Below are 22,367 nucleotides of genomic sequence, written 5' to 3'. Positions count from 1 at the left end.
AGAACTTTGCTGTGGATTGAGCGGGGGGTGTAATTTTTTGAGGCAATCAAATCCAGTATGGGAGGGAGCAAGCCCCCTCCCACATGCTACCGGCGAGGCTTCTGGATGTTGTAAACGAACGGCGCAACGATTTCGACGCTGCCGCCGGTCAACATGTCGGCCGGAGGCTTGGGCAGTGGCTGGGCGCGACGGATCATGTCCAGCGTTGCGCGGTCCAGGTCGGCATTGCCGGAGCGGCCGACCAATTCGTAGGACAGCACGTTGCCTTCACCGTCCACCACAAAACGCAGGCGGTTCAAGCCTTCCTTGCCACTGCGCTGGGCGCTTGGCGGGTACTTCTTGTATTTCTGCAAGTGCGCCAGTAGCTCGCCTTGCCAGGAAGCCTTGGCGGCCAATTGCTGTGGCGATGGGCCAGGAACCGGCTGGGCAGATTTTTCCGCAGGCGTTTTGGTCGGTGGCGTTTCGCTCGGCGGCTGCTCGGAAGGTTTCTCCTTGGGCGGCTCGGGCTTTTTTTCCACAGGCTTGGGCGGCTGAGGTTTGGGCTTGGGCTTGACCGGCTTGGGCACCTGGATCGTTGGCTTGGGCGCCTCGGCCAGTTTCGGCAACGGCAACTCTTCTACCGGTGCAGGCGGCTGCGGCGGCGTGACCACCTTGGGCGGTGCCGGCGGTGGCGGCGCCGGCATCGGCGCCAGGTCGATGACCATAGCGGCGGGCGGCAACGTCACCGGGCGCGGCGCGGACCATTGGAGCGCGATGATAATCGCGACGGCATGCACGCCCAGCACGACGGCAAGGCTGGTGCCATAACGCGTCAGTTTGTGGCGCGTCGTGATCATTTCTTGGCTGCCGTCTCAAGCCCAACCAGGCCTACCTTGAGGTAGCCGGCCGCGCGCAGGGCATCCATCACACTCATCAGGTCGCCGTAGTCCACGCCCTTGTCGGCCTGGAAGAAGATGGTCGTATCTTTCTTGCCTTGGGTCTTGGCGTCGAGCACCGGGCCCAGGGTTTCAGCTTTGACTTCTTCTTCGCCCAGGAACAGGCGTTGGTCCGCCTTGACGCTGAGGAAAATCGGTTTCTCCGGCCGCGGTGCAGGCTTGGCGCTGGACGCGGGCAGGTCGACCTTGATGTCCACGGTAGCCAACGGCGCCGCCACCATAAAGATGATCAGCAGCACCAGCATCACGTCGATAAAGGGAGTGACGTTGATTTCGTGGTTCTCGACGAGTTCATCGTCGCCTTGATTCAAATGCAGGCCCATGGCCGATTACCCCACTTTCACCATGTGCGGTTGCGAGCTGCGCTCGGTAGGCAGGTGATCGAGGTCGCGGCTGACCAGCAGCAGGACTTCTGCCGACGCGTCCGATACCTGGGCCTTGTAGCCGGCAATCGAACGGGCGAAGACGTTGTAGATCACCACCGCAGGAATCGCCGCAACCAGGCCCAGGGCGGTTGCCAACAATGCTTCGGCGATGCCGGGGGCAACCACGGCGAGGTTGGTTGTCTGGGTTTTGGCAATGCCGATAAAGCTGTTCATGATGCCCCACACGGTGCCGAATAGGCCGACGAACGGCGCGGTAGAGCCGATGGTAGCCAGCACGCCGGTGCCGCTGCTCATGTTACGTCCGCAGGCGGCCACCAGGCGCTCCAGGCGGAAGGCCACGCGCTCCTTGATGCCTTCTTTTTCGCGGGCGTTGGCCGACAGGCGCATTTCTTCCAGCGCGTCCTGCACCAGCGTGTGGGCCAGGGTGCCCTTTTTGGTTGCGGTGTCGCTGGCTTCCTTGAGGGTGGTGGCTTTTTTCAGGTGGACGATTTCAGTGCGCAGACGACGCTTGGCGCCCAGCAGCTCGAAGCCCTTGGCGATCCAGATGGTCCAGGTAATGATCGAGGCAATGGCCAGGCCGATCATCACGGCTTTCACCACCACGTCAGCATTCTGGTACATGCCCCACGGCGACAGGTCATGGGCCATGCCCAGTGTGTTGTCTTCTTCCAGTACAGCCCCGGACTCGTCGGCAACGGCCGGGCTGGCGGCCTGCGCCGGGTCGGTGGCGGCTGGCGCCGCGGCGGGTGCAGCCGGGGTGGCTGTGGTCTGCTCGGCAGCAGCCGGAGCGGCTGGGGCAGCAGCGTCAGCGAATGCGGCGGTCGGTGCCAGCAATACGCTGAACAGCATCGCAGCCATCGCACGCCAGGCGCGGGATGGGCTGTGAAGCTTGGTTGGCGAAGCGGGGTTTGTATGACGTGTCATGCTGGCCGGACCTAAGAGAAAAGAATGAGTGATCGTCCTGCCAGACCTGATGAGGTCGAGGACAAATGGGCGGTCATTATTGCAAGTAATTCTTGTTAACAGAAGTAATACAGTAACTTTATTTGTCGTTTTTCTGGCCCCAAGTCATCGGTGAAGGCTAATCTAGGCCTTTGAGAACGGAGTTTTGTGATGTCTGCGCCTTCTGTTGTGATTGCAGGTTGCGGTGATGTGGGTAGTCGGCTGGCTAGCCAATTGCTGGCCTCAGGCTGGGAGGTTTACGGGCTGCGGCGAGACATTTCGCGCCTGCCCGATGGCGTGATCGGCATCGCCGGAGACCTGTTCAACAAAGATTGCCCTGACACCTGGCCGATCGGCGGGGTGGATTACGTGGTGTATTGCGCCGCCGCCACCGACCACGATGAGGCCGGGTATCGCGCGGCTTACGTGCAAGGGTTGCAGCATGTGTTGGAGTGGCTGGGCGACTACGGCCAACAACCGAAGCACTTGCTGTTTGTCTCCAGCAGCAGTGTGTACGGCCAACAGAATGGCGAGTGGGTCGACGAAACGTCCGAGACCCAAGCCACCGGATATTCCGGCCAAGTGATGCTCCAAGCTGAGCAAGTGGCGCTCAACAGCGGTATCCCCGCGAGCATCGTGCGTTTGACCGGGATCTACGGCCCTGGCCGCGAATGGCTGTTGACCCAAGTGCGCCAAGGCTATCGCGTGGCAATTGACCCACCTTTATATGGCAACCGGATTCACGCGGATGACGCGGCGGGCTTGTTGGCCTTTTTGCTGCGGCGTGTGGAGCAGGGCGGTTCGCTGGATAAGGTCTACATCGGCGTCGACGATGCACCTGCCCCATTGGCGGACGTGGTGGCTTGGTTGCGCGACTACTTGGGTGTGACCGAGTGGGCCGAGGAAGCCACCGTGCGCCGTGCGGGCAGCAAGCAATGCAGCAATGCGCGGGCCAAGGCGCTGGGCTGGGTGCCGACTTACCCAAGCTACCGCGAAGGCTATGCGGCTATCCTCGAAGGTAAGTGCTGAATGAAAAGGAGCCCACGGGCTCCTTTTTTATCACTGTTTTTCCAGCACCCACTGGCGTGGGCCGGGAGTCAGCTCGGGAATTTCATCCGGCCGTGACAGGTTGATCTGATGGAAAAGCTCAAGCCGCTGTCCCCGACGGACGAAAATCCATCCGTCAGCCTTATTGCCTTTGTATAAAGACAGTGTGTCATTGCCTGCGCCTTGAGAGCTGCAGTCTCCACCCAGGCATAGTTCGTACTGGTCGTACCGGGGAAAGCCCGACACACCGCCATCCGCCGCGAATATTACGGTGTCGCCCGTACCAGGGCCTTCAATGATTTTCCATGGGCCGGCCATGTAGGCCGCGTATAGCGCGTGCCTGAACGTGTCGCTTTGCCGTTCGCCTGTTCTGGCGGCATTCGCCGGGCGGCTGAACACCTGCTGCGGGTTGTGATCCGTTGCGAGTTGCACTAACCGCTCGCCGTCAACGCGCAGCGTATCCGTGCCGTAGCCGTTGTAATCAACGGTCCAGGCTGTCGGGGACGTTTGCCGCAATTGACCTTCGCCCAGTTCGAAGGCGTTGCTCATTTGCGCCTTGCCGGTGCGAGTGTTGATGCTCCACTCCAGGTTGGCGCCGCTGGTGTTCAGTGGCCGACCTTGTGCGGCTTCATCAATGAGCGCCTGATTGATCCAGAGACCGTTGATATCGGGCGTCTGCGGCGGGTGGGTACAGCCGGCCAGCAGCAATAAACCGAGGGTTAAAAACAAGCGCATGGGCCAGATCTCAAGGGCGAAAAACCATGGCGCAGACTAAAGAAAAAGGAGCCTGTAGGCTCCTTTGCTTTGTATCACTGTTTTTCCAGCAACCACTGGCGAGGGCCGGGTGTGAACTGGGGGCCTTCATCCGCTTGCGCAGTATTCACCGCCTGGAAGATTTCCAGTTGCTTGCCTTTGCGGGCGAAGATCCACGGGTTGCCCTGGCCGTTCAGCTGCAGCCAGATGCTGTCATAGCCGCCGCTCATTGAGGCGCAGTCGCCCGCCAGGCAGAGCGAGTAGCGATCAACGCCCGGCAAGCCGGCAACCTTGCCGTCGGGCTGAAACTGCACCGTGGCGCCGTCACCGTTGCCGTCGGTAATCTTCCAATCGCCGCCCATATAGGCCGCATACAGCGCCCGCTCGAAGTTGGCGCCCAATGGCGCGCCTTCCGGGGCCGGGTCTTTGGCGCGGGCGAACAGTTGCTCAGGCTCATTGTCATTCGCCGACTGCAGCAGTTGTTTGCCTTTGCGCTTGAGTTCGGTGGCGGAGCTGCCGTAAAACTCGACGCTCCAGGCGCCCGATTTCTCGCCGAGCAACTTGCCTTCGGCTACTTCAAAACCGTTGTAGTAGCGCGCCTGCGCAGCCTTGGGGTTGATCTGCCACTCAAGGTTGGGGCCAAAGGTTTGCAGGGCTTCACGCAAAGGGCCGCCCTTGGCTGCCGCATTGATGGCGGCCTGGTTGACCCAGGTTCCGCTCACGTCCAGGTCGGCGGGGTTGCTGGCGCAGCCGCCGAGCACCAGGGCCAGCGTTGACAAGGCTATAAGCGCTTTGCGCATGACGAAATCCTTCTGAAACGAAGTCGCGCAGCCTGTGAAGGCTGCGCCGGGTGTTTTACTCGATAACCAGAATCGCATCCATCTCAACCTGCGCACCCTTTGGCAGGGCGGCAACGCCAATGGCGGCGCGGGCTGGGTACGGCTGTTCGAAGTACTTGCCCATGATCTCGTTAACCTTGGCGAAATGGCTCAGGTCGGTGAGGAAGATGTTCAGCTTGACGATGTCCTTGAACGAACCGCCGGCGGCTTCGGCAACCGACTTGAGGTTTTCGAAGACTTGTACAGTTTGTGCTTCAAAGCCTTCAACCAGTTCCATGGTTTTTGGGTCCAGCGGGATCTGCCCGGACATGTACACGGTGTTGCCCGCCTTGATGGCCTGGGAATACGTACCGATAGCGGCTGGGGCCTTGTCGCTGGTGATAACGGTCTTGGTCATGTATGACTCCTTGTAATGAGTGGGTTATGCACGCATGCGGGTGATGCGGATGACCCCGGTCAACGCGCGCAGCTTCTTGATCACGCGGGCCAGGTGCACGCGGTCGTGCACGCTAACAACCAGCTGGACCACGCTGATGCGGCCATCGCGCTCGTCCATGCTGATTTTCTCGATGTTGCCGTCGGCCGCGTTGACGCTGCTGGCCAGCAAGGCGATCAGGCCGCGCTGGTGTTCCAGCTCCACCCGCAGCTCGACGTTGAACTCGCCGGTCACATCCTTGGCCCACGACAGTTGAATGCATTTCTCGGGGTTGTGGCGGATTTCGGTGATATTGCGGCAGTTGTCCAAGTGCACGACCATGCCTTTGCCCGCTGACAAGTGGCCGACAATCGGGTCACCCGGTATTGGCGTACAGCACTTGGCGTAGCTGAGTACCAGGCCTTCGGTGCCGCGAATCGCCAACGGCCCTTCGGGGCTTGGCAGTTGTTCGCCTTCGCCGAGCAGCCGGCGCGCCACCACGTACGCCATGCGGTTGCCCAGGCCAATATCTTCCAGCAGGTCTTCGATGGTTTCCTGACGATACTCGTGGAGCATCGCTTGCACGCGCTCGGCCGGGATTTTTTCCAGCGCGCTGTCGAAACCGTTGAGTACCTTGTTCAGCAGGCGTTCGCCGAGGCTGATGGATTCGGAGCGGCGTTGCAGTTTCAGCGCGTGACGGATGTGCGTGCGCGCCTTGCCGGTGACCACAAAATTCAGCCAGGCCGGGTTGGGGCGCGCGCCCGGTGCGCTGACGATCTCGACCGTGGAGCCGCTTTGCAGCGGTTCGGACAGCGGCGCGAGACGCCGGTTGATGCGGCAGGCGATGCAACTGTTACCCACGTCGGTGTGCACCGCGTAGGCAAAGTCGACCGCCGTGGAGCCTTTTGGCAGCTCCATGATGCGGCCTTTGGGCGTGAACACGTAGACCTCGTCCGGGAACAGGTCGATCTTCACGCTTTCGATAAATTCCAGGGAGTTGCCGGCCCGCTGCTGCATCTCGAGCACGCCTTTGACCCACTGGCGAGCGCGGGCATGCGTGCCTTTCGGCTGTTCGTCACCGCTGGATTTGTACAGCCAATGCGCGGCGATGCCGTTATTGGCCATCTCTTCCATTTCGCGCGTGCGGATCTGAATCTCGATCGGCACGCCGTGCATACCGAACAGCGTGGTATGCAGCGATTGATAGCCGTTGGCCTTGGGAATCGCGATGTAGTCTTTGAAGCGGCCGGGCAGGGGTTTGTACAAATTATGTACAGCGCCAAGTACGCGGTAACAGGTGTCAACCTTGTCGACGATGATGCGGAACGCGTACACGTCCATGATCTCGTTGAAGGCCCGGCGCTTGCCGCGCATCTTTTTGTAGATGCCGTAAATGTGTTTCTGCCGGCCGCTGACTTCGCCTTCAATTTCGTCGATCGCCAGGCAGTGGCTCAGCGACTCTTCGATTTTGTTGACGATTTCCTTGCGGTTGCCACGTGCGCGCTTGACCGCCTGGTAGATACGCGCCGAGCGCATCGGGTGCATGGCCTTGAAGCCGAGGTCTTCGAATTCAATACGAATGGCGTGCATGCCCAGCCGGTTGGCGATGGGCGCGTAGATTTCCAGGGTTTCCTTGGCGATGCGTCGGCGTTTTTCGCCGGACAGCACTTCCAGCGTGCGCATGTTGTGCAACCGGTCGGCCAGCTTGACCAGAATCACCCGAATGTCTCGGGCCATGGCCATGGCCATTTTCTGGAAGTTTTCCGCTTGGGCTTCGGCCTTGGTCTCGAAGTTCATCTGGGTCAGTTTGCTGACCCCGTCGACCAGTTCGGCCACGGTTTCGCCAAATTGCGCACTGAGCGCTTCCTTGGCAATGCCGGTGTCTTCGATCACGTCATGCAGCATCGCGGCCATCAGGCTCTGATGGTCCATGTGCATGTCGGCAAGAATATTTGCCACGGCAAGAGGATGCGTGACATACGCCTCGCCACTGCGGCGGCGTTGGCCGTCGTGGGCTTGTTCGGCGTAGAAATACGCTCGGCGGACCAGGTTGACCTGGTCTGGGCCGAGGTAGGTCGATAAGCGATCGGCGAGGGCGTCTATGCTCGGCAAAGTATTAACTCCTGCCGCGGGCGTTGACACTGCGCCGTGCTACGTCGACCAGGCATAGGCTTAGACGGCCTCGTTGGACTCGTCCTCGAACGCTGCAAACAGCGGTTCGTCTTCAACGATTTCGGCGTTGGCGATGAACTCATAGCTCATCAGGCCTTCAGCGATTTCACGCAGCGCTACCACGGTAGGCTTGTCGTTTTCCCACTGGACCAGCGGCTCTTTGCCGCCAGTGGCCAATTGACGGGCACGCTTGGTAGAGAGCATGACCAGCTCAAAGCGGTTATCCACGTGTTCTAGGCAGTCTTCAACGGTTACGCGGGCCATGGTATTCCTCGGAGCGAATGCAAGATGCGCGCTGCCCGGTTGGGCGAGCGGACTAAACAGTTTAAAAAATCACCAGCGTTTAGGGAAGCGCTGATTTTTGGCAGGCATTCGCAAAACCGCTACAAGTGCCAATGTAAAGCCCTTGCAGCGGTTTTGGGAAGCGCCAATCAACCGAGCAATTCAGCCAGTAATTTGCCGAAACGCTGCTGTTGACGCTTTTGCTGGAGCTGATTGGTACGGAAAATCGCCTTTAAATCATCCAGCGCATGGGCAAAATCGTCGTTGATGATCAGGTAGTCGTAGTCGACGTAGTGGCTCATTTCGCTGACGGCTTCACGCATGCGCCCTTCGATGATCTCGTCGCTGTCCTGGCCACGGTTGGTCAGGCGCTGGTGCAAGGCTTCCAGCGATGGCGGCAGAATGAAGATCGAGCGCGCCTTGGGCATCAGCTGGCGCACTTGCTCGGCGCCCTGCCAGTCGATTTCCAGAATCAGGTCGTGGCCTTCGTCCAGCGTTTGCTGCAGGTGGCTTTGCGAGGTGCCGTAGAGGTTGCCAAATACTTCGGCGCGCTCCAGGAAGTCACCGTGCTCGATCATTTTGACGAACTCGGTGCGCTCGACGAAATGGTAGTGCACACCGTCCACCTCGCCCGGGCGCATGGCGCGAGTGGTGTGCGAGACCGAAATGCGGATGTGTTCGTCAGCGTCGGTCAAGGCTTTGACCAGGCTGCTCTTGCCCGCGCCCGAAGGGGCAGAAATGATGTAAAGGGTGCCGGTGCTGTGGGTCATGGAAGGTGCCTTACTCAATATTCTGTACTTGTTCGCGCATCTGTTCGATCAACACTTTAAGGTTGACCGCTGCCGTGGTGCTGCGCGGGTCAAAGGCTTTGGAGCCGAGTGTATTGGCTTCGCGGTTGAGTTCCTGCATCAGGAAGTCCAGACGCCGACCGCGGCGCCGCCGGACTTGAGCACGCGGCGCACTTCGAGGATATGCGTGCTGAGGCGGTCGAGTTCTTCGGCGACATCACTCTTTTGCGCCAGCAGCACCATTTCCTGCTCCAGGCGCACCGGGTCAAGGTCGGCCTTCATGTCGGTAAAACGGTCTAGAACTTTCTGGCGTTGGGTCGCGAGCATTTGCGGCACCAGTTCGCGCAGGGTCACTACGTCTTCTTCGATTGAGGTCAGGCGTTCGCTGATCAGGCGGGCCAGTTCGGCGCCTTCGCGCTCGCGGCCGGCCTTGAGTTCCTTCAAACCCTGGGTGAACAGGGCGAGGGCTTCGGCATTGAGGGCTTGCGGGTCGCTGGCGTCGGCCACCAGTACGCCGGGCCAGGCCAGCACTTCAAGCGGGTTCAGCGCGGCAGGCTGCTTGATCAGCCGGCGATGGTTTCGGCGGCGGCGACCAGTTGCGCGGCGCGGTCACGGTCCACCTGCAGCGGTTTGCCGGTGGTTTCCTCGGTAAAGCGCAGCGTGCATTCCAGCTTGCCACGCGAGATGCCCTGGCGCAGCGCTTCACGCACGGCGCCTTCGAGGTCGCGGAACGACTCTGGCAAGCGCAGGTGCGGCTCCAGGTAACGGCTGTTGACCGAGCGCAACTCCCAGCTCAAGGTGCCTTGGGCGCCGGCTTTTTCGACGCGGGCGAAGGCGGTCATGCTGTGCACCATGGAAGTACCTCGCGATGCAGCCCGCCAATGCGGGCTGATGAGTAAATTGAAGCCGACAGGCTGCGAAGGCGCAGGATTGTAGCGCAGTGCGGCGAGCGCGCCCAACCAATGGCGCCGGGCCGAATTCGTAACCGAATTTTTAGAAGTGCCCCGAAACGGTTCGCGGCTCTATAATGTTCGGCAGTTTTTGTCCTCCGTACAGGTATCCCCTATGAAACGTCCAAGTGGTCGCGCTGCCGATCAGCTCCGCTCGATCCGCATCACCCGCAACTACACCAAACACGCCGAGGGATCTGTACTGGTCGAGTTTGGCGATACCAAGGTTATCTGCACCGTCAGCGTTGAAAACGGCGTGCCGCGTTTTCTCAAAGGCCAGGGCCAGGGTTGGTTGACGGCCGAGTACGGCATGCTGCCGCGCGCCACCGGCGAGCGTAACCAGCGTGAAGCCAGCCGTGGCAAGCAAGGCGGCCGCACCCTCGAAATCCAGCGTTTGATCGGCCGTTCGCTGCGCGCAGCATTGGACATGTCCAAGCTGGGCGACGTGACCCTGTACGTCGATTGCGACGTTATCCAGGCTGACGGCGGCACCCGCACCGCCTCCATCACCGGCGCATGGTGGCCCTGATTGACGCGCTGAAAGTGATCAAGAAGCGTGGCGGCCTGAAAGGCGGTGACCCGCTCAAGCAAATGATCGCTGCGGTGTCGGTCGGCATGTACCAGGGCGAGCCAGTGCTCGACCTCGACTACCTGGAAGACTCGGCTGCCGAGACCGACCTGAACGTAGTGATGACCAACACCGGTGGTTTCATCGAAGTGCAGGGCACCGCCGAAGGCGCGCCATTCCAGCCCGCCGATCTGAACGCCATGTTGGCCCTGGCCCAGAAGGGCATGACCGAAATTTTCGAACTGCAGAACGCCGCACTGGCTGACTGACAGGCTTCAAGGAGAAGCGCCATGAGTGACAGCCCATTACCGGTTCCAGCACCGTCCAGGGAAGTACGTCAGTGGGCGATGTTGTGTCACTTTGCGGGGTTTCTGGGGTTGGTATTCCCCTTCGGCAGCTTGTTGGGGCCGCTGATCCTGTGGCAAATCAAAAAGGACATGGACCCGCTTATCGATGATCAGGGCAAGGAAGCGCTGAATTTTCAGATCACCGTGGCCATCGCCTGGCTGGTTTGCATGGTGCTGGGGTTCGTGGTGATCGGCTTTCTGTTGATGTTGATCCTGGTGGTCGTGGCGCTGGTGCTGACGATCATTGCAGGCATCAAGGCCAACAACGGCATCGCTTATCGCTATCCGTGGGTCTGGCGCCTGATCAAGTAATCCAGCGCCCACAAAAAAACCGACAGCGATGTCGGTTTTTTTGTGCCTGGTTAAAGACCTCAGATGGTCAATGTCCAGTCGTAGTCTACGATCAGCGGCGCGTGCTGCGAGAAGCGCGGCTGACGCGGCAGGCGTGCGGCGCGAACAAAGCGGCGCAGGCCCGGCGTCAGCAACTGGTAATCGAAACGCCAGCCCAGGTTGAGCATCTCGGCCTGTTCGTTGTCCGGCCACCAGCTGTACTGGTCGCCTTCGCGGCTGACTTCGCGCAGGGCGTCTACATAACCCATGTTGCCGACAATCTCGTCCATCCAGGCCCGTTCCGGCGCCAGGAAGCCCGGAGATTGCTGGCTGTCGCGCCAGTTCTTGATATCCAGCTTCTGTTGCGCCACGTAGAGCGAGCCACAATAAATGTACTCGCGACGTTTGCGCCGCTGTTTATCCAGATAACGGGCGAAATCGTCCATTAGCTTGAACTTCTGGTTCAAGTCTTCATCGCCGTTCTGCCCCGAAGGAAGCAGCAAGGTCGCGATGCTGACCTTATCGAAATCGGCTTGCAGGTAGCGCCCGTAGCGGTCGGCTGTCTCGAAGCCGAGGCCGCTGATGACCGCCTTGGGTTGCAACCGCGAGTACAAAGCCACGCCACCTTGGGTGGGCACTTCGGCATCGCAGGCATAAAGGAAGTAGCCATCCAGTTGGAAGGCTGGGTCGTCCAGTTCAAAGGCGGAGGCGCGGGTGTCCTGCAGGCAGATGACGTCGGCATTCTGTGCTTGCAGCCAACTGAGCAAACCACGCTCGACTGCAGCCTGAATACCATTGACGTTCACACTGATGATCCGCATAAATGGCCCCAAAAATCGCGTGCGTGTATGATACACGCCGTCTACCTAATTAGCTAAATCCGTGGTATCTGAGGCTTTTTTCATGCAGGCGTATCAACGCGATTTCATTCGTTTTGCCATCGATCGCGGCGTTTTGCGCTTCGGTGAGTTCACTCTGAAGTCCGGGCGCACCAGCCCGTACTTCTTCAATGCAGGCTTGTTCAACTCGGGTTCGGCCCTGGCTCAGCTGGGTCGTTTCTACGCGGCAGCCATCGTTGAAAGCGGTATTTCCTTCGACGTGCTGTTCGGTCCAGCCTACAAGGGCATCCCTTTGGCGGCTACTACGGCTGTGGCGTTGGCCGAGCATCACGGGCAAGACCTGCCGTGGTGTTTCAACCGCAAAGAGGCCAAGGCCCATGGCGAAGGCGGCAGCCTGGTTGGCGCACCACTTGAAGGCCAGGTGCTGATTATCGACGACGTGATCACCGCCGGCACTGCCATCCGTGAGGTGATGCAGATCATCGCTTCCCAGGACGGCGCCAAAGCGGCCGGCGTGTTGATCGCACTCAACCGCCAAGAGCGCGGCAACGGTGAGTTGTCGGCAATCCAGGAAGTGGAGCGTGATTTCGGCATTCCGGTGGTGAGCATCGTGTCGTTGAACCAGGTGTTGCAGTTCCTCGAAGATGACCCGCAGCTCAAGCAGCATCTGCCGGCGGTGAAGGCGTACCGCGAGCAGTTCGGCGTCTGACACCGAACCCATGTGGGAGCGGGCTTGTGTGGGAGCGGGCTTGCCCGCGATAGCGGTGTGTCAGGCGGTGCAGTTCTTGAATGTGCCGCCGTCATCGCATGCAAGCCAGCTCCCACATTGGAACTGTGCAAACAAAAAAGGCCCCGCTCAATGTGATTGAGCGGGGCCTTTTGTTTTCGCCGTTTAAGGCCGCTTGCGGTTGCTGATCAGCGTGCCCACGCCGGTGTCGGTGAAGATTTCCAGCAAAATCGCATTCGGCACACGCCCGTCCAGAATCAACGAACTGCCGACGCCGCCTTGCACCGCTTCCAGTGCACAACGGATCTTCGGCAGCATGCCGCCGTAAATGGTGCCATCGGCGATCAACTCATCCACCTGTTGGGTGGTCAAGCCGGTCAGTACCTTGCCTTCCTTGTCCATCAGGCCTGCGATGTTGGTTAGCAGCATCAGCTTTTCAGCTTTCAGCGCTTCAGCCACCTTGCCCGCCACCAGGTCGGCGTTGATGTTGTAGGACTCGCCGTTGGCACCCACGCCGATCGGCGCGATCACCGGAATAAAGTCGCCTTTCACCAGCAGGTTGAGCAAGTCGGTGTTGATACCGGTCACTTCGCCCACTTGGCCGATGTCGATGATTTCCGGCTGGGTCATTTCCGGCGTCTGGCGGGTGACCGTCAGTTTTTTTGCGCGGATCAGCTCCGCGTCCTTGCCGGTCAGGCCGATGGCGCTGCCGCCATGACGGTTGATCAGGTTAACGATGTCTTTGTTGACCTGGCCGCCGAGGACCATCTCCACCACGTCCATGGTTTGCGCGTCGGTGACGCGCATGCCATCGATGAAGTGACTCTCGATCGACAAACGCTTGAGCAGGTCGCCGATTTGCGGACCGCCACCGTGCACCACCACCGGGTTGATCCCGACGGCTTTCATCAACACGATGTCGCGGGCAAAGCCGGTTTTCAGCTCGTCGCTTTCCATCGCATTGCCGCCGTACTTGATCACCAGCGTCTTGCCGACGTAGCGTCGAATATAGGGCAACGCTTCGGAAAGGACCTTGGCGGTGTTGGCAGCGGCTTCGCGTTCGAGGGTCATTCAGGGCTCCGGTAAAAAATCAGAACGGTAATTGGAGATCAGGGGCAACACGTTTCAACTGGGCGTGGAACACGTCCTTGATGCGCTGCAACTCAGCCTCGGTATCCGCCTCGAAACGCAGCACCAGCACCGGTGTGGTGTTGGACGCGCGAACCAGGCCCCAGCCTTTGGCGTAATCGACTCGCACACCATCAATGGTGGTCAGGTTGGCGCCTTCGCCCCATTGCGCATCGTGCAGTGCGTCAATGATGCTGAATTTGCTCTCCTCGGTCACATGGATATTGATCTCTGGCGTAGAAATATCATTCGGAAACGTCTGAAACAGCGCGTCGCAGGTAGATTTTTCTTTGCTGAGGATCTCCAGCAAGCGGGCGGCGCTGTAAATGCCGTCGTCGAAGCCGAACCAACGCTCCTTGAAGAACACGTGGCCGCTCATTTCACCCGCCAGCAGCGCGCCGGTTTCCTTCATTTTCTTTTTGATCAACGAGTGGCCGGTCTTCCACATTAGTGGGCGACCGCCGTATTCCTTGATCAGTGGGGTCAGGCGGCGGGTGCATTTAACGTCGAAAATGATTTCGGCGCCCGGGTTGCGTGCCACCACGTCACGCGCAAACAGCATCAGCAGGCGGTCCGGGAACACGATTTCGCCGGTTTCGGTTACCACGCCAACGCGGTCGCCGTCGCCGTCAAAGGCCAGGCCGACGTCAGCGCCGGTTTCCTTGACCTTGGCGATCAGGTCTACCAGGTTCTCGGGCTTGCCTGGGTCCGGGTGGTGGTTGGGGAAGTTGCCGTCTACGTCGCAGAACAGCGGGATTACTTCGCAATTCAGGGCTTCAAGCAGTTGCGGGGCGATCACCCCGGCCGCGCCGTTGCCGCAGTCCACCACCACTTTCAGGCGCCGCGCGAGTTTCACGTCGCCGGTGATTTCATCAGAGTAGCGCTGAAGAATGTCGACCTTGGTGATGCTGCCTGCGCCGGTGGTCAGGTCGTTGGTCTTCAGGCGAGTGTGCAGCGCCTGGATTTGTTCGTTGGCCAGGGTGTCACCGGCGATGACGATTTTGAAGCCGTTGTAGTCCGACGGGTTATGACTGCCGGTCAACATCACGCCGGACTTGCCGGCCAGTACGTTGGCTGCGTAGTACAGCGCCGGTGTCGGCACCAGGCCGACGTCGCTGACATGGCAGCCGCTGTCGGCCAGGCCCTGAATCAGTTGCTCGACCAGCTCAGGGCCGGACAAGCGGCCATCACGGCCTACCGAGACGTTGGGCTCGCCCTGGGCGAGGCTCTGGGAGCCAATCGCGCGGCCGATCCAGTAGGCGGTTTCGGCGGTCAGGGTTTTGGGCACGACACCACGAATGTCGTAAGCGCGAAAAATGCTGTCGGGGAATGTCGGGGCGACTCGGGCTGCGGTACTCATCGCGGGGGGAAACTCCATTTGAAGGGGGCAAAGCTGGCCTGAATATGGCTGACCGGCGGGCTCAAACTGAAGGTTATGACGACGTTTTCGGCAGAGAGTTCGTGGTGCAAAAGTGCCATCGGCGTGCTGGCCTTGCCTTTGGAATCACGTAATACACTGATTCCAATGGGAAAATCTCGCTGATTAGGTTCGCGCATTCTTCATCCTGAAAATGCCCTGCGGTCGTATCGGGCCGGACAAGGGCGCCCGGCCTGATTCAGCTTAGTCAGTGGCTGCCGGAATGCCCAAAACCGCCTGCGCCGCGTTGAGTTTCGTCGAACTCCTGCACCAATTCGAACTGCGCTTGCACCACCGGCACCAGCACCAGCTGGGCGATGCGCTCGCCCACGGCGATGTTGAAAGCTGTTTGGCCACGGTTCCAGCACGACACCATCAGCTCGCCCTGGTAGTCGGAGTCGATCAGGCCGACGAGGTTGCCCAGCACGATGCCGTGTTTGTGGCCCAGCCCGGAGCGCGGCAGGATCAATGCGGCAAGGCCCGGGTCGCCGACGTAGATCGACAGGCCGGTCGGAATCAGCAGGGTTTGGCCTGGCTCAAGCACGGTGTCCTGCTTGAGCATGGCGCGCAGGTCCAGGCCGGCGGAGCCAGGAGTGGCGTAGGCCGGCAGCGGGAATTCAGTACCAATGCGGGGGTCGAGGATCTTGGCTTGCAAAGCGTGCATGTAAATTAAACCTGATTCAGCCGTTGGGCGATAAATGAGATCAGTTGGCGGGCAATTTTGCCCTTGCTGGTCTGGGCGAAAACGGTGGCGTGCAGCTGACGGTCGATCACGCTGCAGGCGTTTTCCTCGCTGTTGAAGCCGATGCTCGGGTTGGCGACATCATTGGCAACGATCAGGTCGAGGTTTTTGTCTTTCAATTTGCGAGCGGCGTAATCCAGCAAGTGTTCGGTCTCGGCGGCAAAGCCGACACTGAACGGGCGGTCCGCACGGGTGGCGATAGTGGCCAGGATGTCTGGGTTGCGCACCATTTGCAGGAGCAGGCCGTCGCCGCTCGTAGGGTCTTTCTTTAGCTTTTGCGGGGCAACGACTTCCGGGCGGTAGTCCGCAACCGCTGCCGATGCGATAAACACCTCGCAGGGAATCGCTGCCTCGCAGGCCGCCAGCATGTCGCGGGCGCTGACTACGTCGATTCGGGTGACCCGGTCGGGGGTCGGCAAATGCACCGGGCCGGTGATCAAGGTGACGCGTGCGCCTGCCTCAACCGCGGCTTCCGCCAAGGCAAAGCCCATTTTCCCTGAGCTATGGTTGGTGATGTAGCGCACCGGGTCGATGTTTTCCTGGGTCGGGCCGGCAGTGATCAGCACGTGCTTGCCGGTGAGGGCCAAGTGCTGGAAGCAACCGGCGGCGCACAACGCCAGGTCGGTGGCTTCAAGCATACGGCCCATGCCGACATCGCCGCAGGCTTGGCTGCCGGAGGCCGGCCCGAACACTTGCAGGCCACGGCTTTGCAGGAGTTGGGTGTTGGCTTGGGTGGCAGGGTCGCGCCACATAGCCTGGTTCATGGCCGGCGCAATGGCGACGGTGGCATCAGTTGCCAGCACCAGTGTGGTCAGCAGGTCATCGGCGATGCCTTGCGCCAGGCGGGCGATCAGGTCGGCGGTGGCGGGGGCGATCAGTACCAGGTCTGCCCATTTGGCCAGCTCGATATGGCCCATGGCAGCTTCGGCCGCCGGGTCCAGAAGGTCGAGGTGAACCGGGTGGCCGGACAAGGCCTGCATGGTCAGTGGGGTGATGAACTCACTGCCACCACGGGTCATGACGACGCGCACTTCGGCGCCTTGGTCGAGGAGCCTGCGAACCAGCTCTGCGCTCTTGTAGGCGGCAATGCCGCCGCCGACGCCGAGAACGATGCGTTTCCGATACAGACGCTGCATTGGTTTGCCTTTCCAGTTCAGTGATGCCAGTTCAATGACGCTTGCGATGCCCCCTCCCCAAGGGAAATCGCAGGCAAAAAAGAGGGCCTAAGATAACACAGCGACCGCCAGGCAACAGCGGCGCACACGCACACGGAGGCGGGATGAGTATTCGCGATTGGCCTGTGACGGAACGTCCACGGGAGAAGCTTTTGGAATTGGGCGCGGCGAGCCTGTCGGATGCCGAGCTGTTGGCGATTTTCCTGCGTACCGGGGTGTCCGGCATGAGCGCGGTCGACTTGGCGCGCCATGTGTTAGCGCAATTCGGTGGCCTTCGGCCGCTGTTGGAGTCCAGCCAGACACTGTTCAGCCAGCATTTGGGCTTGGGGCCGGCGAAGTTTGCGCAGTTGCAGGCGGTGTTGGAAATGTCCCGACGGCATATGGCCGAGGGCCTGCGCCATGACTCGGTGCTGGAAAGCCCGCTGGCCGTGCGCGATTACCTCAAGGCGTTGTTGCGCCATGAGCCCCACGAAATTTTCGGCTGCTTGTTTCTCGACTCAAAGCACCGGGTTCTGGGCTTTGAGGCGTTGTTCCAGGGCACCATCGACACCGCCGTGGTTTACCCCCGGCAAGTGGTCAAGCGCGCCCTGGCGTACAACGCGGCAGCGCTGATCCTGTGCCACAACCATCCCTCGGGAAATGCTGAGCCCAGCGCCGCTGATCGAAAATTAACCAGGCTGCTGCAAAAAGCCCTTGAAGTGGTGGATGTGCGCGTGCTCGACCACATCATCGTGGGCGACGGTGACCCGCTGTCGATGGCCGAGTACGGGTGGATGTAGGAGGGGAGCAGCAGCAAGCTTTAAGCGGCAAGCTTCAAGTGGGCTTGCCGCTTGCCACTCAGGGCTTAATGCTGACTCTGGAGAAATCCTGGCGCCCGAACGGGCTCACCTGATAACCCTCGACATTTTTGCGTGTCAGGGCAAACGCGGTCGGGTGCGCCAACGGCAGCCACAATGCCTGTTGTTGGATTTGTGCCTGAGCCTGTTGGTACAGCTTGCTGCGCACGCCTTGCTCGCTGGTGGTTTTGCCGGCGCTGATCAGCTTGTCCAGCGCAGGGTCGCAGTAGCGAGCGAAGTTGGTGCCGGATTTGACTGCCGCGCACGAGAACTGTGGGGTCAGGAAGTTATCCGGGTCGCCGTTATCGCCCGCCCAGCCCATGAACAGCAGGTCATGCTCGCCGGCCTTGGCGCGACGAATCAGCTCGCCCCACTCGATCACGCGGATCTGCGCCTGAATGCCGACCTTGGCTAGGTCCGCCTGCAACAATTGTGCGCCGAGGTTCGGGTTGGGGTTCAGCAGGCTCCCCGTTGGGCGAGTCCAGATAGTGGTCTTGAAGCCGTCCTTGAGCCCTGCACGTGCAAGCAGCGCCTTGGCTTTGGCGATGTCCTGTGGATAACCCGGCAAGTCTTTGGCGTAGCTCCAGGTATTGGGCGGGTAAACGCCATTGGCCGCTTCTGCGGTGCCTTCAAATACGGCCTTGAGGTAGCTGTTTTTGTCGAAAGCCAGGTTGATCGCCTGGCGCACTTCGGGCTTGTCCAGCGGCGGGTGCTGGCTGTTGATGGCGACGAATGCAGTCATGAAAGCGGCGGTTTTTTCCACCTTCAGCGCAGGGTCTTTTTCGGCCTCACTCACGTCCAGCGGCTTGGGTGACAGGGCGATCTGGCACTCATCCCGGCGCAGCTTCTGCAGGCGCACGTTGGCGTCTGTGGTAATTGCGAACAGCAAGTTATCCACAGCGGGTTTGCCGGCGAAGTAGTCCGGGTTGGCTTTGTAGCGCACCACGGCATCTTTTTGGAAGCGTACAAAAACGAACGGGCCGGTGCCAATCGGCTGGCTGTTGAGCTTGTCTGGCGTGCCGGCCTTGAGCAGTTTGTCGGCGTATTCGGCCGGGTAAATTGAAGCAAAGCCCATGCTCAAGGCGGCGAGGAAGGTGGAGTCTGCGTGGTCAAGGGTGAACCGCACGGTTAGCGGGTCGAGCGCGTCGATCTTCTTGATCAATGTGGGTAGTTGCAGCGACTGGGCGTGGGGGAAGCCGCTCTGGGCGATTTTGTGCCACGGGTTGGCCGGGTCGAGCATGCGTTCAAAGCTGAACCGCACGTCATCGGCGGTGAGCGTGCGGCTCGGTGTGAAGTAGTCGGTACGGTGGAACTTGACCGCCGGGTGCAGCTTGAAGGTGTAAGTCAGGCCATCCGGCGAAACTTCCCAACTGTCTGCCAGGCTGGGTACCAATTTGCCGCTGACGGCATCGTAGTCCACCAGGCGGTTCATCAATACGTCGGCCGAGGCATTGGTGGTGGTCAGCGAGTTGTACTGAACCACGTCGAACCCTTCGGGGCTGGCCTCGGTGCAAATGGTCAAATGGGTGTCGGCAAAGGCCGGCAACGCGATAAACAGTGGGGCTAGCAATAGCGGTAGGGCAGCGAGACGCATATTCGGTTTCCTTTGCAAATCGAAGGCCCATCTGCAAGTGCAGTCTGGAAAAAGACTACCGTAGTGGTCTGATGGATAAATGACTAGCCCATTTTTGCCTGTGCTTTTGCCTCAAATGCTGTTTTGATGGCGCCTCAGCGCGTTTCGCCGTGCACTTCCTGGTGCCTGCGAGCGCTGTAAATCATTCTGTGCGACGAGTGGTCGGCTGCTACAGCGGCCCCTCCTGGCAACGGTTCAGGCGTCTATCGCCAAGATTTACGCCGGTAAAAACTTACGGGCTGTTGTTGCACTTGGGTCTTTCTGGTATAAAGCAGCGCTCTTTTCTAGGGGCCCGGTTCCTTCGCTTGTAGGTGTAGCCGGTAAGACCCTAAAGAAACGCGGCGCCTGGCGCCAAATGACTGAGAGATTAAGCGGCCAACCCATGCCGGGTTGGGCATGTGGTTTTAGAGGGCTGAGGCATGTCGAGAGTATGTCAAGTTACCGGTAAGGGTCCGGTGACTGGGAATAACATTTCCCACGCAAATAACAAAACCCGTCGTCGTTTCCTGCCAAACCTGCAGCATCACCGCTTCTGGGTTGAAGAAGAGAAACGTTTTGTCCGTCTGCGCGTATCTGCTAAAGGCATGCGCATCATCGACAAGCGTGGCATCACTGTCGTGCTGGCCGAAATTCGTGCCGCTGGCAAGATTTAAGGAGCTATATCATGCGTGAATTGATTCGAATGATCTCTAGCGCCGGTACTGGTCACTTCTACACTACCGACAAGAACAAGCGTACTACCCCGGACAAGCTCGAAAAGAAAATGTTCGACCCGCGCGTTCGCAAGCACGTGATCTACAAAGAAGGCAAAATCAAGTAATTGGTTTTCTTCCTTGTGAAAAAAAGCCCGTCTCTCACGATTCGGGCTTTTTTTTGCCTGCTCGTCAGGCTTTCTCTTCGAACACCACGTAGATCTTGCGGCACGCCTCCAGCACCTCCCAAGTGCCGCTGAACCCGGCAGGTATTACGAAGCGGTCGCCAGCGCGCAAGGTCTTGGCGTTGCCTTCGGCGTCGCGCAGTACAGAAACACCCTGCACAATCTCGCAATACTCATGCTCGGTGTAATTGACCTTCCACTGCCCGACCGCACCTTCCCAAACGCCAGCGCTCATCTGGCCGCACGGGCTGTTGTAGTGGTTGTAGAGCGTTTGCTCGGGATCGCCCTTGAGGATTTTCTCGGCAGCAGGGCGGTAGCGCTCGGGAGCGGTGGTGGCTTGGCTGAAGTCGACGATGTCCTGGATGCTCATGTGCGTGTCCCGTCTGGCCTGCGGTAGGAAAGCCCAAAGTCTATGTTTATTAAAATGAACATCGCAAGGGCGTTTACGGGCGTTATGTCAAATATATTGAAACACCCCCAGCCGCTGGTTTAGGGTGGCAAGTGCCTCGAGCCGAACAGCAGGCTGGCCGGGCAAGCATTCTTTAAAGGCTGCCGGGGTTATCCCCGGCTCTTGTATTCAATGAGAGGAGGACACTCGCATGACCACCCTGACCCGTGCCGATTGGGAACAACGCGCCAAGGATCTGAAGATCGAAGGCCGCGCCTACATCAACGGCGAATACACCGCCGCTGTTTCCGGTGACACGTTCGAATGCATCAGCCCGGTCGATGGTCGCCTGCTGGCCACCGTTGCGAGTTGTGACACCGCCGACGCTCAGCGCGCGGTGGAAAATGCGCGCGCTACGTTTGATTCCGGCGTGTGGTCGCGCCTGGCGCCGGCCAAGCGCAAGGCCACCATGATCCGTTTCGCCGCGCTGCTCAACGCCAACGCGCAAGAGCTGGCGCTGCTCGAAACCCTCGACATGGGCAAGCCGATCAGCGATTCCCTTGGCATCGACATTCCAGCCGCAGCCAACGCCCTGGCCTGGAGCGGCGAAGCCATCGACAAGATCTACGACGAAGTCGCGGCCACGCCGCACAACCAACTGGGCCTGGTGACGCGCGAACCGGTCGGTGTGGTTGGCGCGATCGTGCCGTGGAACTTCCCGTTGATGATGGCGTGCTGGAAGCTTGGCCCTGCGCTGTCGACGGGTAACTCGGTGATTCTCAAACCGTCCGAAAAATCCCCGCTGACTGCCATCCGCATCGCGGCCCTGGCCGTTGAGGCCGGTATTCCAAAAGGCGTGTTGAACGTGCTGCCGGGCTACGGCCACACCGTGGGCAATGCACTGGCGGTGCACATGGACGTCGACACCCTGGTGTTCACCGGCTCCACCAAAATTGCCAAGCAACTGTTGATCCGTTCCGGCGAGTCGAACATGAAGCGCGTATGGCTGGAGGCCGGCGGCAAAAGCCCGAACATCGTGTTCGCCGATGCGCCGGACCTGCAAGCTGCGGCCGAATCCGCCGCCAGCGCCATCGCCTTCAACCAGGGCGAAGTCTGCACCGCAGGTTCGCGCTTGCTGGTGGAGCGGTCGATCAAGGATAAATTCCTGCCGTTGGTGATTGAAGCACTCAAGGGCTGGAAGCCGGGTAACCCGCTGGACCCTGCGACCAACGTTGGCGCATTGGTGGATACCCAGCAGATGAACACCGTGCTTTCGTACATCGAGTCCGGCCACGCCGATGGCGCCAAGCTGGTTGCCGGCGGTAAACGTACGCTGGAAGAAACCGGCGGTACTTACGTTGAGCCGACGATTTTCGACGGCGTGACCAATGCCATGAAAATCGCTCAGGAAGAGATCTTCGGCCCGGTTTTGTCGGTGATCACTTTCGACAGTGCCGAGGAAGCGATTCAGATCGCCAATGACACCCAATACGGCCTGGCCGCAGCGGTGTGGACGGCGGATATTTCCAAAGCGCACCTGACCGCCAAAGCCTTGCGTGCTGGCAGCGTGTGGGTCAACCAATACGATGGCGGCGACATGACGGCACCGTTTGGTGGCTTCAAGCAGTCGGGTAACGGTCGCGACAAGTCGCTGCATGCGTTCGACAAATACACCGAGCTGAAGTCGACCTGGATCAAGCTGTAAGCATCATCGCTGACCCGCAGTAGAAGCGAGCCTCTGTGCGGCCTTCGTGGTTAACGGGGCGGCGCCCAGGATCAAAGCGATCAAGGGCGCTTTTGTGGGAGCGGGCTTGCTCGCGATGCAGGCACCTCGGACCATCAGGTACACCG

23 protein-coding genes and 3 pseudogenes are annotated in these 22,367 nt (G+C 60.0%); 8 read left to right on the top strand and 18 right to left on the bottom strand.

What is annotated here, in order from left to right; genetic code table 11:
* Positions 1-86 precede the first annotated feature (86 nt).
* Genes F0169_RS07005 through exbB form a run of 3 tightly spaced genes read right to left on the bottom strand, consistent with a single transcriptional unit; the run spans position 87 to position 2,245 of the window.
* Entirely contained in the window at positions 87-836 is a 750-nt protein-coding gene (locus F0169_RS07005) for an energy transducer TonB family protein (RefSeq protein ID WP_152746093.1), read from the bottom strand.
* Positions 833-1,258, bottom strand: coding sequence for a TonB system transport protein ExbD (gene exbD / locus F0169_RS07000; RefSeq protein ID WP_003195519.1), 426 nt, complete (start codon positions 1,256-1,258; stop codon positions 833-835). Before exbD ends, F0169_RS07005 begins: the two co-directional genes overlap by 4 nt.
* Positions 1,259-1,264: 6 nt before the next feature.
* Positions 1,265-2,245, bottom strand: coding sequence for a tonB-system energizer ExbB (gene exbB / locus F0169_RS06995; protein ID WP_152746092.1), 981 nt, complete (start codon positions 2,243-2,245; stop codon positions 1,265-1,267).
* A 189-nt stretch (positions 2,246-2,434) separates the two neighbouring features.
* On the opposite strand from exbB, the gene F0169_RS06990 reads away from it, so the two are divergent.
* Positions 2,435-3,292 carry an SDR family oxidoreductase gene (locus F0169_RS06990; RefSeq protein ID WP_152746091.1) on the top strand — a complete coding sequence of 286 codons (858 nt, stop codon included), beginning with the start codon at positions 2,435-2,437 and terminating at the stop codon, positions 3,290-3,292.
* 30 nt (positions 3,293-3,322) lie between these two features.
* On the opposite strand, the gene F0169_RS06985 is transcribed toward F0169_RS06990, so the two are convergent.
* The 7 genes and pseudogenes from F0169_RS06985 to F0169_RS06955 all read right to left on the bottom strand — a co-directional run bounded on the left by F0169_RS06985 (position 3,323) and on the right by F0169_RS06955 (position 9,413).
* Positions 3,323-4,045, bottom strand: coding sequence for a hypothetical protein (locus tag F0169_RS06985; RefSeq protein ID WP_122249687.1), 723 nt, complete (start codon positions 4,043-4,045; stop codon positions 3,323-3,325).
* Between the two features lie 74 nt (positions 4,046-4,119).
* A complete protein-coding gene (locus tag F0169_RS06980) occupies positions 4,120-4,863 on the bottom strand; it encodes a hypothetical protein (RefSeq protein WP_099236659.1) in 744 nt (247 codons plus the stop codon).
* Between the two features lie 55 nt (positions 4,864-4,918).
* Positions 4,919-5,299, bottom strand: coding sequence for a RidA family protein (locus F0169_RS06975; protein ID WP_003176922.1), 381 nt, complete (start codon positions 5,297-5,299; stop codon positions 4,919-4,921).
* 24 nt (positions 5,300-5,323) lie between these two features.
* Entirely contained in the window at positions 5,324-7,429 is a 2,106-nt protein-coding gene (gene spoT / locus F0169_RS06970; protein ID WP_083356111.1) for a bifunctional GTP diphosphokinase/guanosine-3',5'-bis pyrophosphate 3'-pyrophosphohydrolase, read from the bottom strand.
* Positions 7,430-7,489: 60 nt separating this feature from the next.
* Positions 7,490-7,753, bottom strand: coding sequence for a DNA-directed RNA polymerase subunit omega (gene rpoZ / locus F0169_RS06965; RefSeq protein WP_003176920.1), 264 nt, complete (start codon positions 7,751-7,753; stop codon positions 7,490-7,492).
* A gap of 167 nt (positions 7,754-7,920) precedes the next feature.
* A complete protein-coding gene (gene gmk / locus F0169_RS06960; RefSeq protein WP_058415722.1) occupies positions 7,921-8,541 on the bottom strand; it encodes a guanylate kinase in 621 nt (206 codons plus the stop codon).
* 10 nt (positions 8,542-8,551) lie between these two features.
* Positions 8,552-9,413: pseudogene (locus F0169_RS06955) on the bottom strand (YicC/YloC family endoribonuclease).
* Between the two features lie 211 nt (positions 9,414-9,624).
* Between F0169_RS06955 and rph the strand changes: the two are divergent.
* A pseudogene (rph, locus tag F0169_RS06950) lies at positions 9,625-10,346 on the top strand (ribonuclease PH).
* 21 nt (positions 10,347-10,367) lie between these two features.
* On the top strand, positions 10,368-10,736 hold the full coding sequence (locus F0169_RS06945) for a DUF4870 domain-containing protein (protein ID WP_152746090.1): 369 nt from the start codon (positions 10,368-10,370) through the stop codon (positions 10,734-10,736).
* A 59-nt stretch (positions 10,737-10,795) separates the two neighbouring features.
* On the opposite strand, the gene F0169_RS06940 is transcribed toward F0169_RS06945, so the two are convergent.
* Positions 10,796-11,575 (bottom strand): exodeoxyribonuclease III, encoded by a 780-nt coding sequence (locus F0169_RS06940; RefSeq protein WP_058415718.1) that lies wholly within the window; start codon positions 11,573-11,575, stop codon positions 10,796-10,798.
* A gap of 82 nt (positions 11,576-11,657) precedes the next feature.
* Here F0169_RS06940 and pyrE point away from each other — a divergent pair, with 82 nt between their 5' ends.
* Entirely contained in the window at positions 11,658-12,302 is a 645-nt protein-coding gene (gene pyrE / locus F0169_RS06935) for an orotate phosphoribosyltransferase (RefSeq protein WP_058415717.1), read from the top strand.
* A 183-nt stretch (positions 12,303-12,485) separates the two neighbouring features.
* Here pyrE and argB read toward each other — a convergent pair whose 3' ends face one another.
* The 5 genes and pseudogenes from argB to coaBC form a co-directional block, all read right to left on the bottom strand.
* A complete protein-coding gene (argB, locus tag F0169_RS06930) occupies positions 12,486-13,391 on the bottom strand; it encodes an acetylglutamate kinase (protein ID WP_058415716.1) in 906 nt (301 codons plus the stop codon).
* Between the two features lie 19 nt (positions 13,392-13,410).
* A pseudogene (locus F0169_RS06925) lies at positions 13,411-14,832 on the bottom strand (phosphomannomutase/phosphoglucomutase); the annotation flags it as partial.
* On the bottom strand, positions 14,805-15,005 hold the full coding sequence (locus F0169_RS06920) for a hypothetical protein (protein WP_058415714.1): 201 nt from the start codon (positions 15,003-15,005) through the stop codon (positions 14,805-14,807). The gene F0169_RS06920 and the pseudogene F0169_RS06925, both read right to left, overlap by 28 nt.
* A 68-nt stretch (positions 15,006-15,073) precedes the next feature.
* Positions 15,074-15,529, bottom strand: coding sequence for a dUTP diphosphatase (gene dut / locus F0169_RS06915; RefSeq protein ID WP_058415713.1), 456 nt, complete (start codon positions 15,527-15,529; stop codon positions 15,074-15,076).
* Positions 15,530-15,534: 5 nt separating this feature from the next.
* A complete protein-coding gene (coaBC, locus tag F0169_RS06910; RefSeq protein ID WP_152746089.1) occupies positions 15,535-16,743 on the bottom strand; it encodes a bifunctional phosphopantothenoylcysteine decarboxylase/phosphopantothenate--cysteine ligase CoaBC in 1,209 nt (402 codons plus the stop codon).
* A gap of 143 nt (positions 16,744-16,886) precedes the next feature.
* On the opposite strand from coaBC, the gene radC reads away from it, so the two are divergent.
* Positions 16,887-17,561, top strand: a complete 675-nt coding sequence (radC, locus tag F0169_RS06905; RefSeq protein ID WP_058415711.1) for a RadC family protein — start codon at positions 16,887-16,889, stop codon at positions 17,559-17,561.
* A gap of 58 nt (positions 17,562-17,619) precedes the next feature.
* On the opposite strand, the gene F0169_RS06900 is transcribed toward radC, so the two are convergent.
* Positions 17,620-19,212, bottom strand: coding sequence for an ABC transporter substrate-binding protein (locus F0169_RS06900; protein ID WP_152746088.1), 1,593 nt, complete (start codon positions 19,210-19,212; stop codon positions 17,620-17,622).
* A gap of 458 nt (positions 19,213-19,670) precedes the next feature.
* On the opposite strand from F0169_RS06900, the gene rpmB reads away from it, so the two are divergent.
* Positions 19,671-19,904, top strand: coding sequence for a 50S ribosomal protein L28 (rpmB, locus tag F0169_RS06895; RefSeq protein ID WP_003176907.1), 234 nt, complete (start codon positions 19,671-19,673; stop codon positions 19,902-19,904).
* Between the two features lie 11 nt (positions 19,905-19,915).
* Complete coding sequence (gene rpmG / locus F0169_RS06890) at positions 19,916-20,071, top strand: 50S ribosomal protein L33 (RefSeq protein ID WP_003176906.1); 156 nt, start codon at positions 19,916-19,918, stop codon at positions 20,069-20,071.
* A 64-nt stretch (positions 20,072-20,135) separates the two neighbouring features.
* On the opposite strand, the gene F0169_RS06885 is transcribed toward rpmG, so the two are convergent.
* On the bottom strand, positions 20,136-20,498 hold the full coding sequence (locus tag F0169_RS06885) for a cupin domain-containing protein (protein WP_058415709.1): 363 nt from the start codon (positions 20,496-20,498) through the stop codon (positions 20,136-20,138).
* Positions 20,499-20,727: 229 nt separating this feature from the next.
* Between F0169_RS06885 and F0169_RS06880 the strand changes: the two genes are divergently transcribed.
* Positions 20,728-22,221 (top strand): aldehyde dehydrogenase, encoded by a 1,494-nt coding sequence (locus F0169_RS06880; protein WP_099236670.1) that lies wholly within the window; start codon positions 20,728-20,730, stop codon positions 22,219-22,221.
* Positions 22,222-22,367: the final 146 nt, after the last annotated feature.

It is taken from the genome of Pseudomonas kitaguniensis (assembly GCF_009296165.1).
Lineage (GTDB): Bacteria > Pseudomonadota > Gammaproteobacteria > Pseudomonadales > Pseudomonadaceae > Aquipseudomonas > Aquipseudomonas kitaguniensis.
Note: the sequence above shows the minus strand (reverse complement) of the source record. Positions and strands in the feature narration are given on the sequence as shown.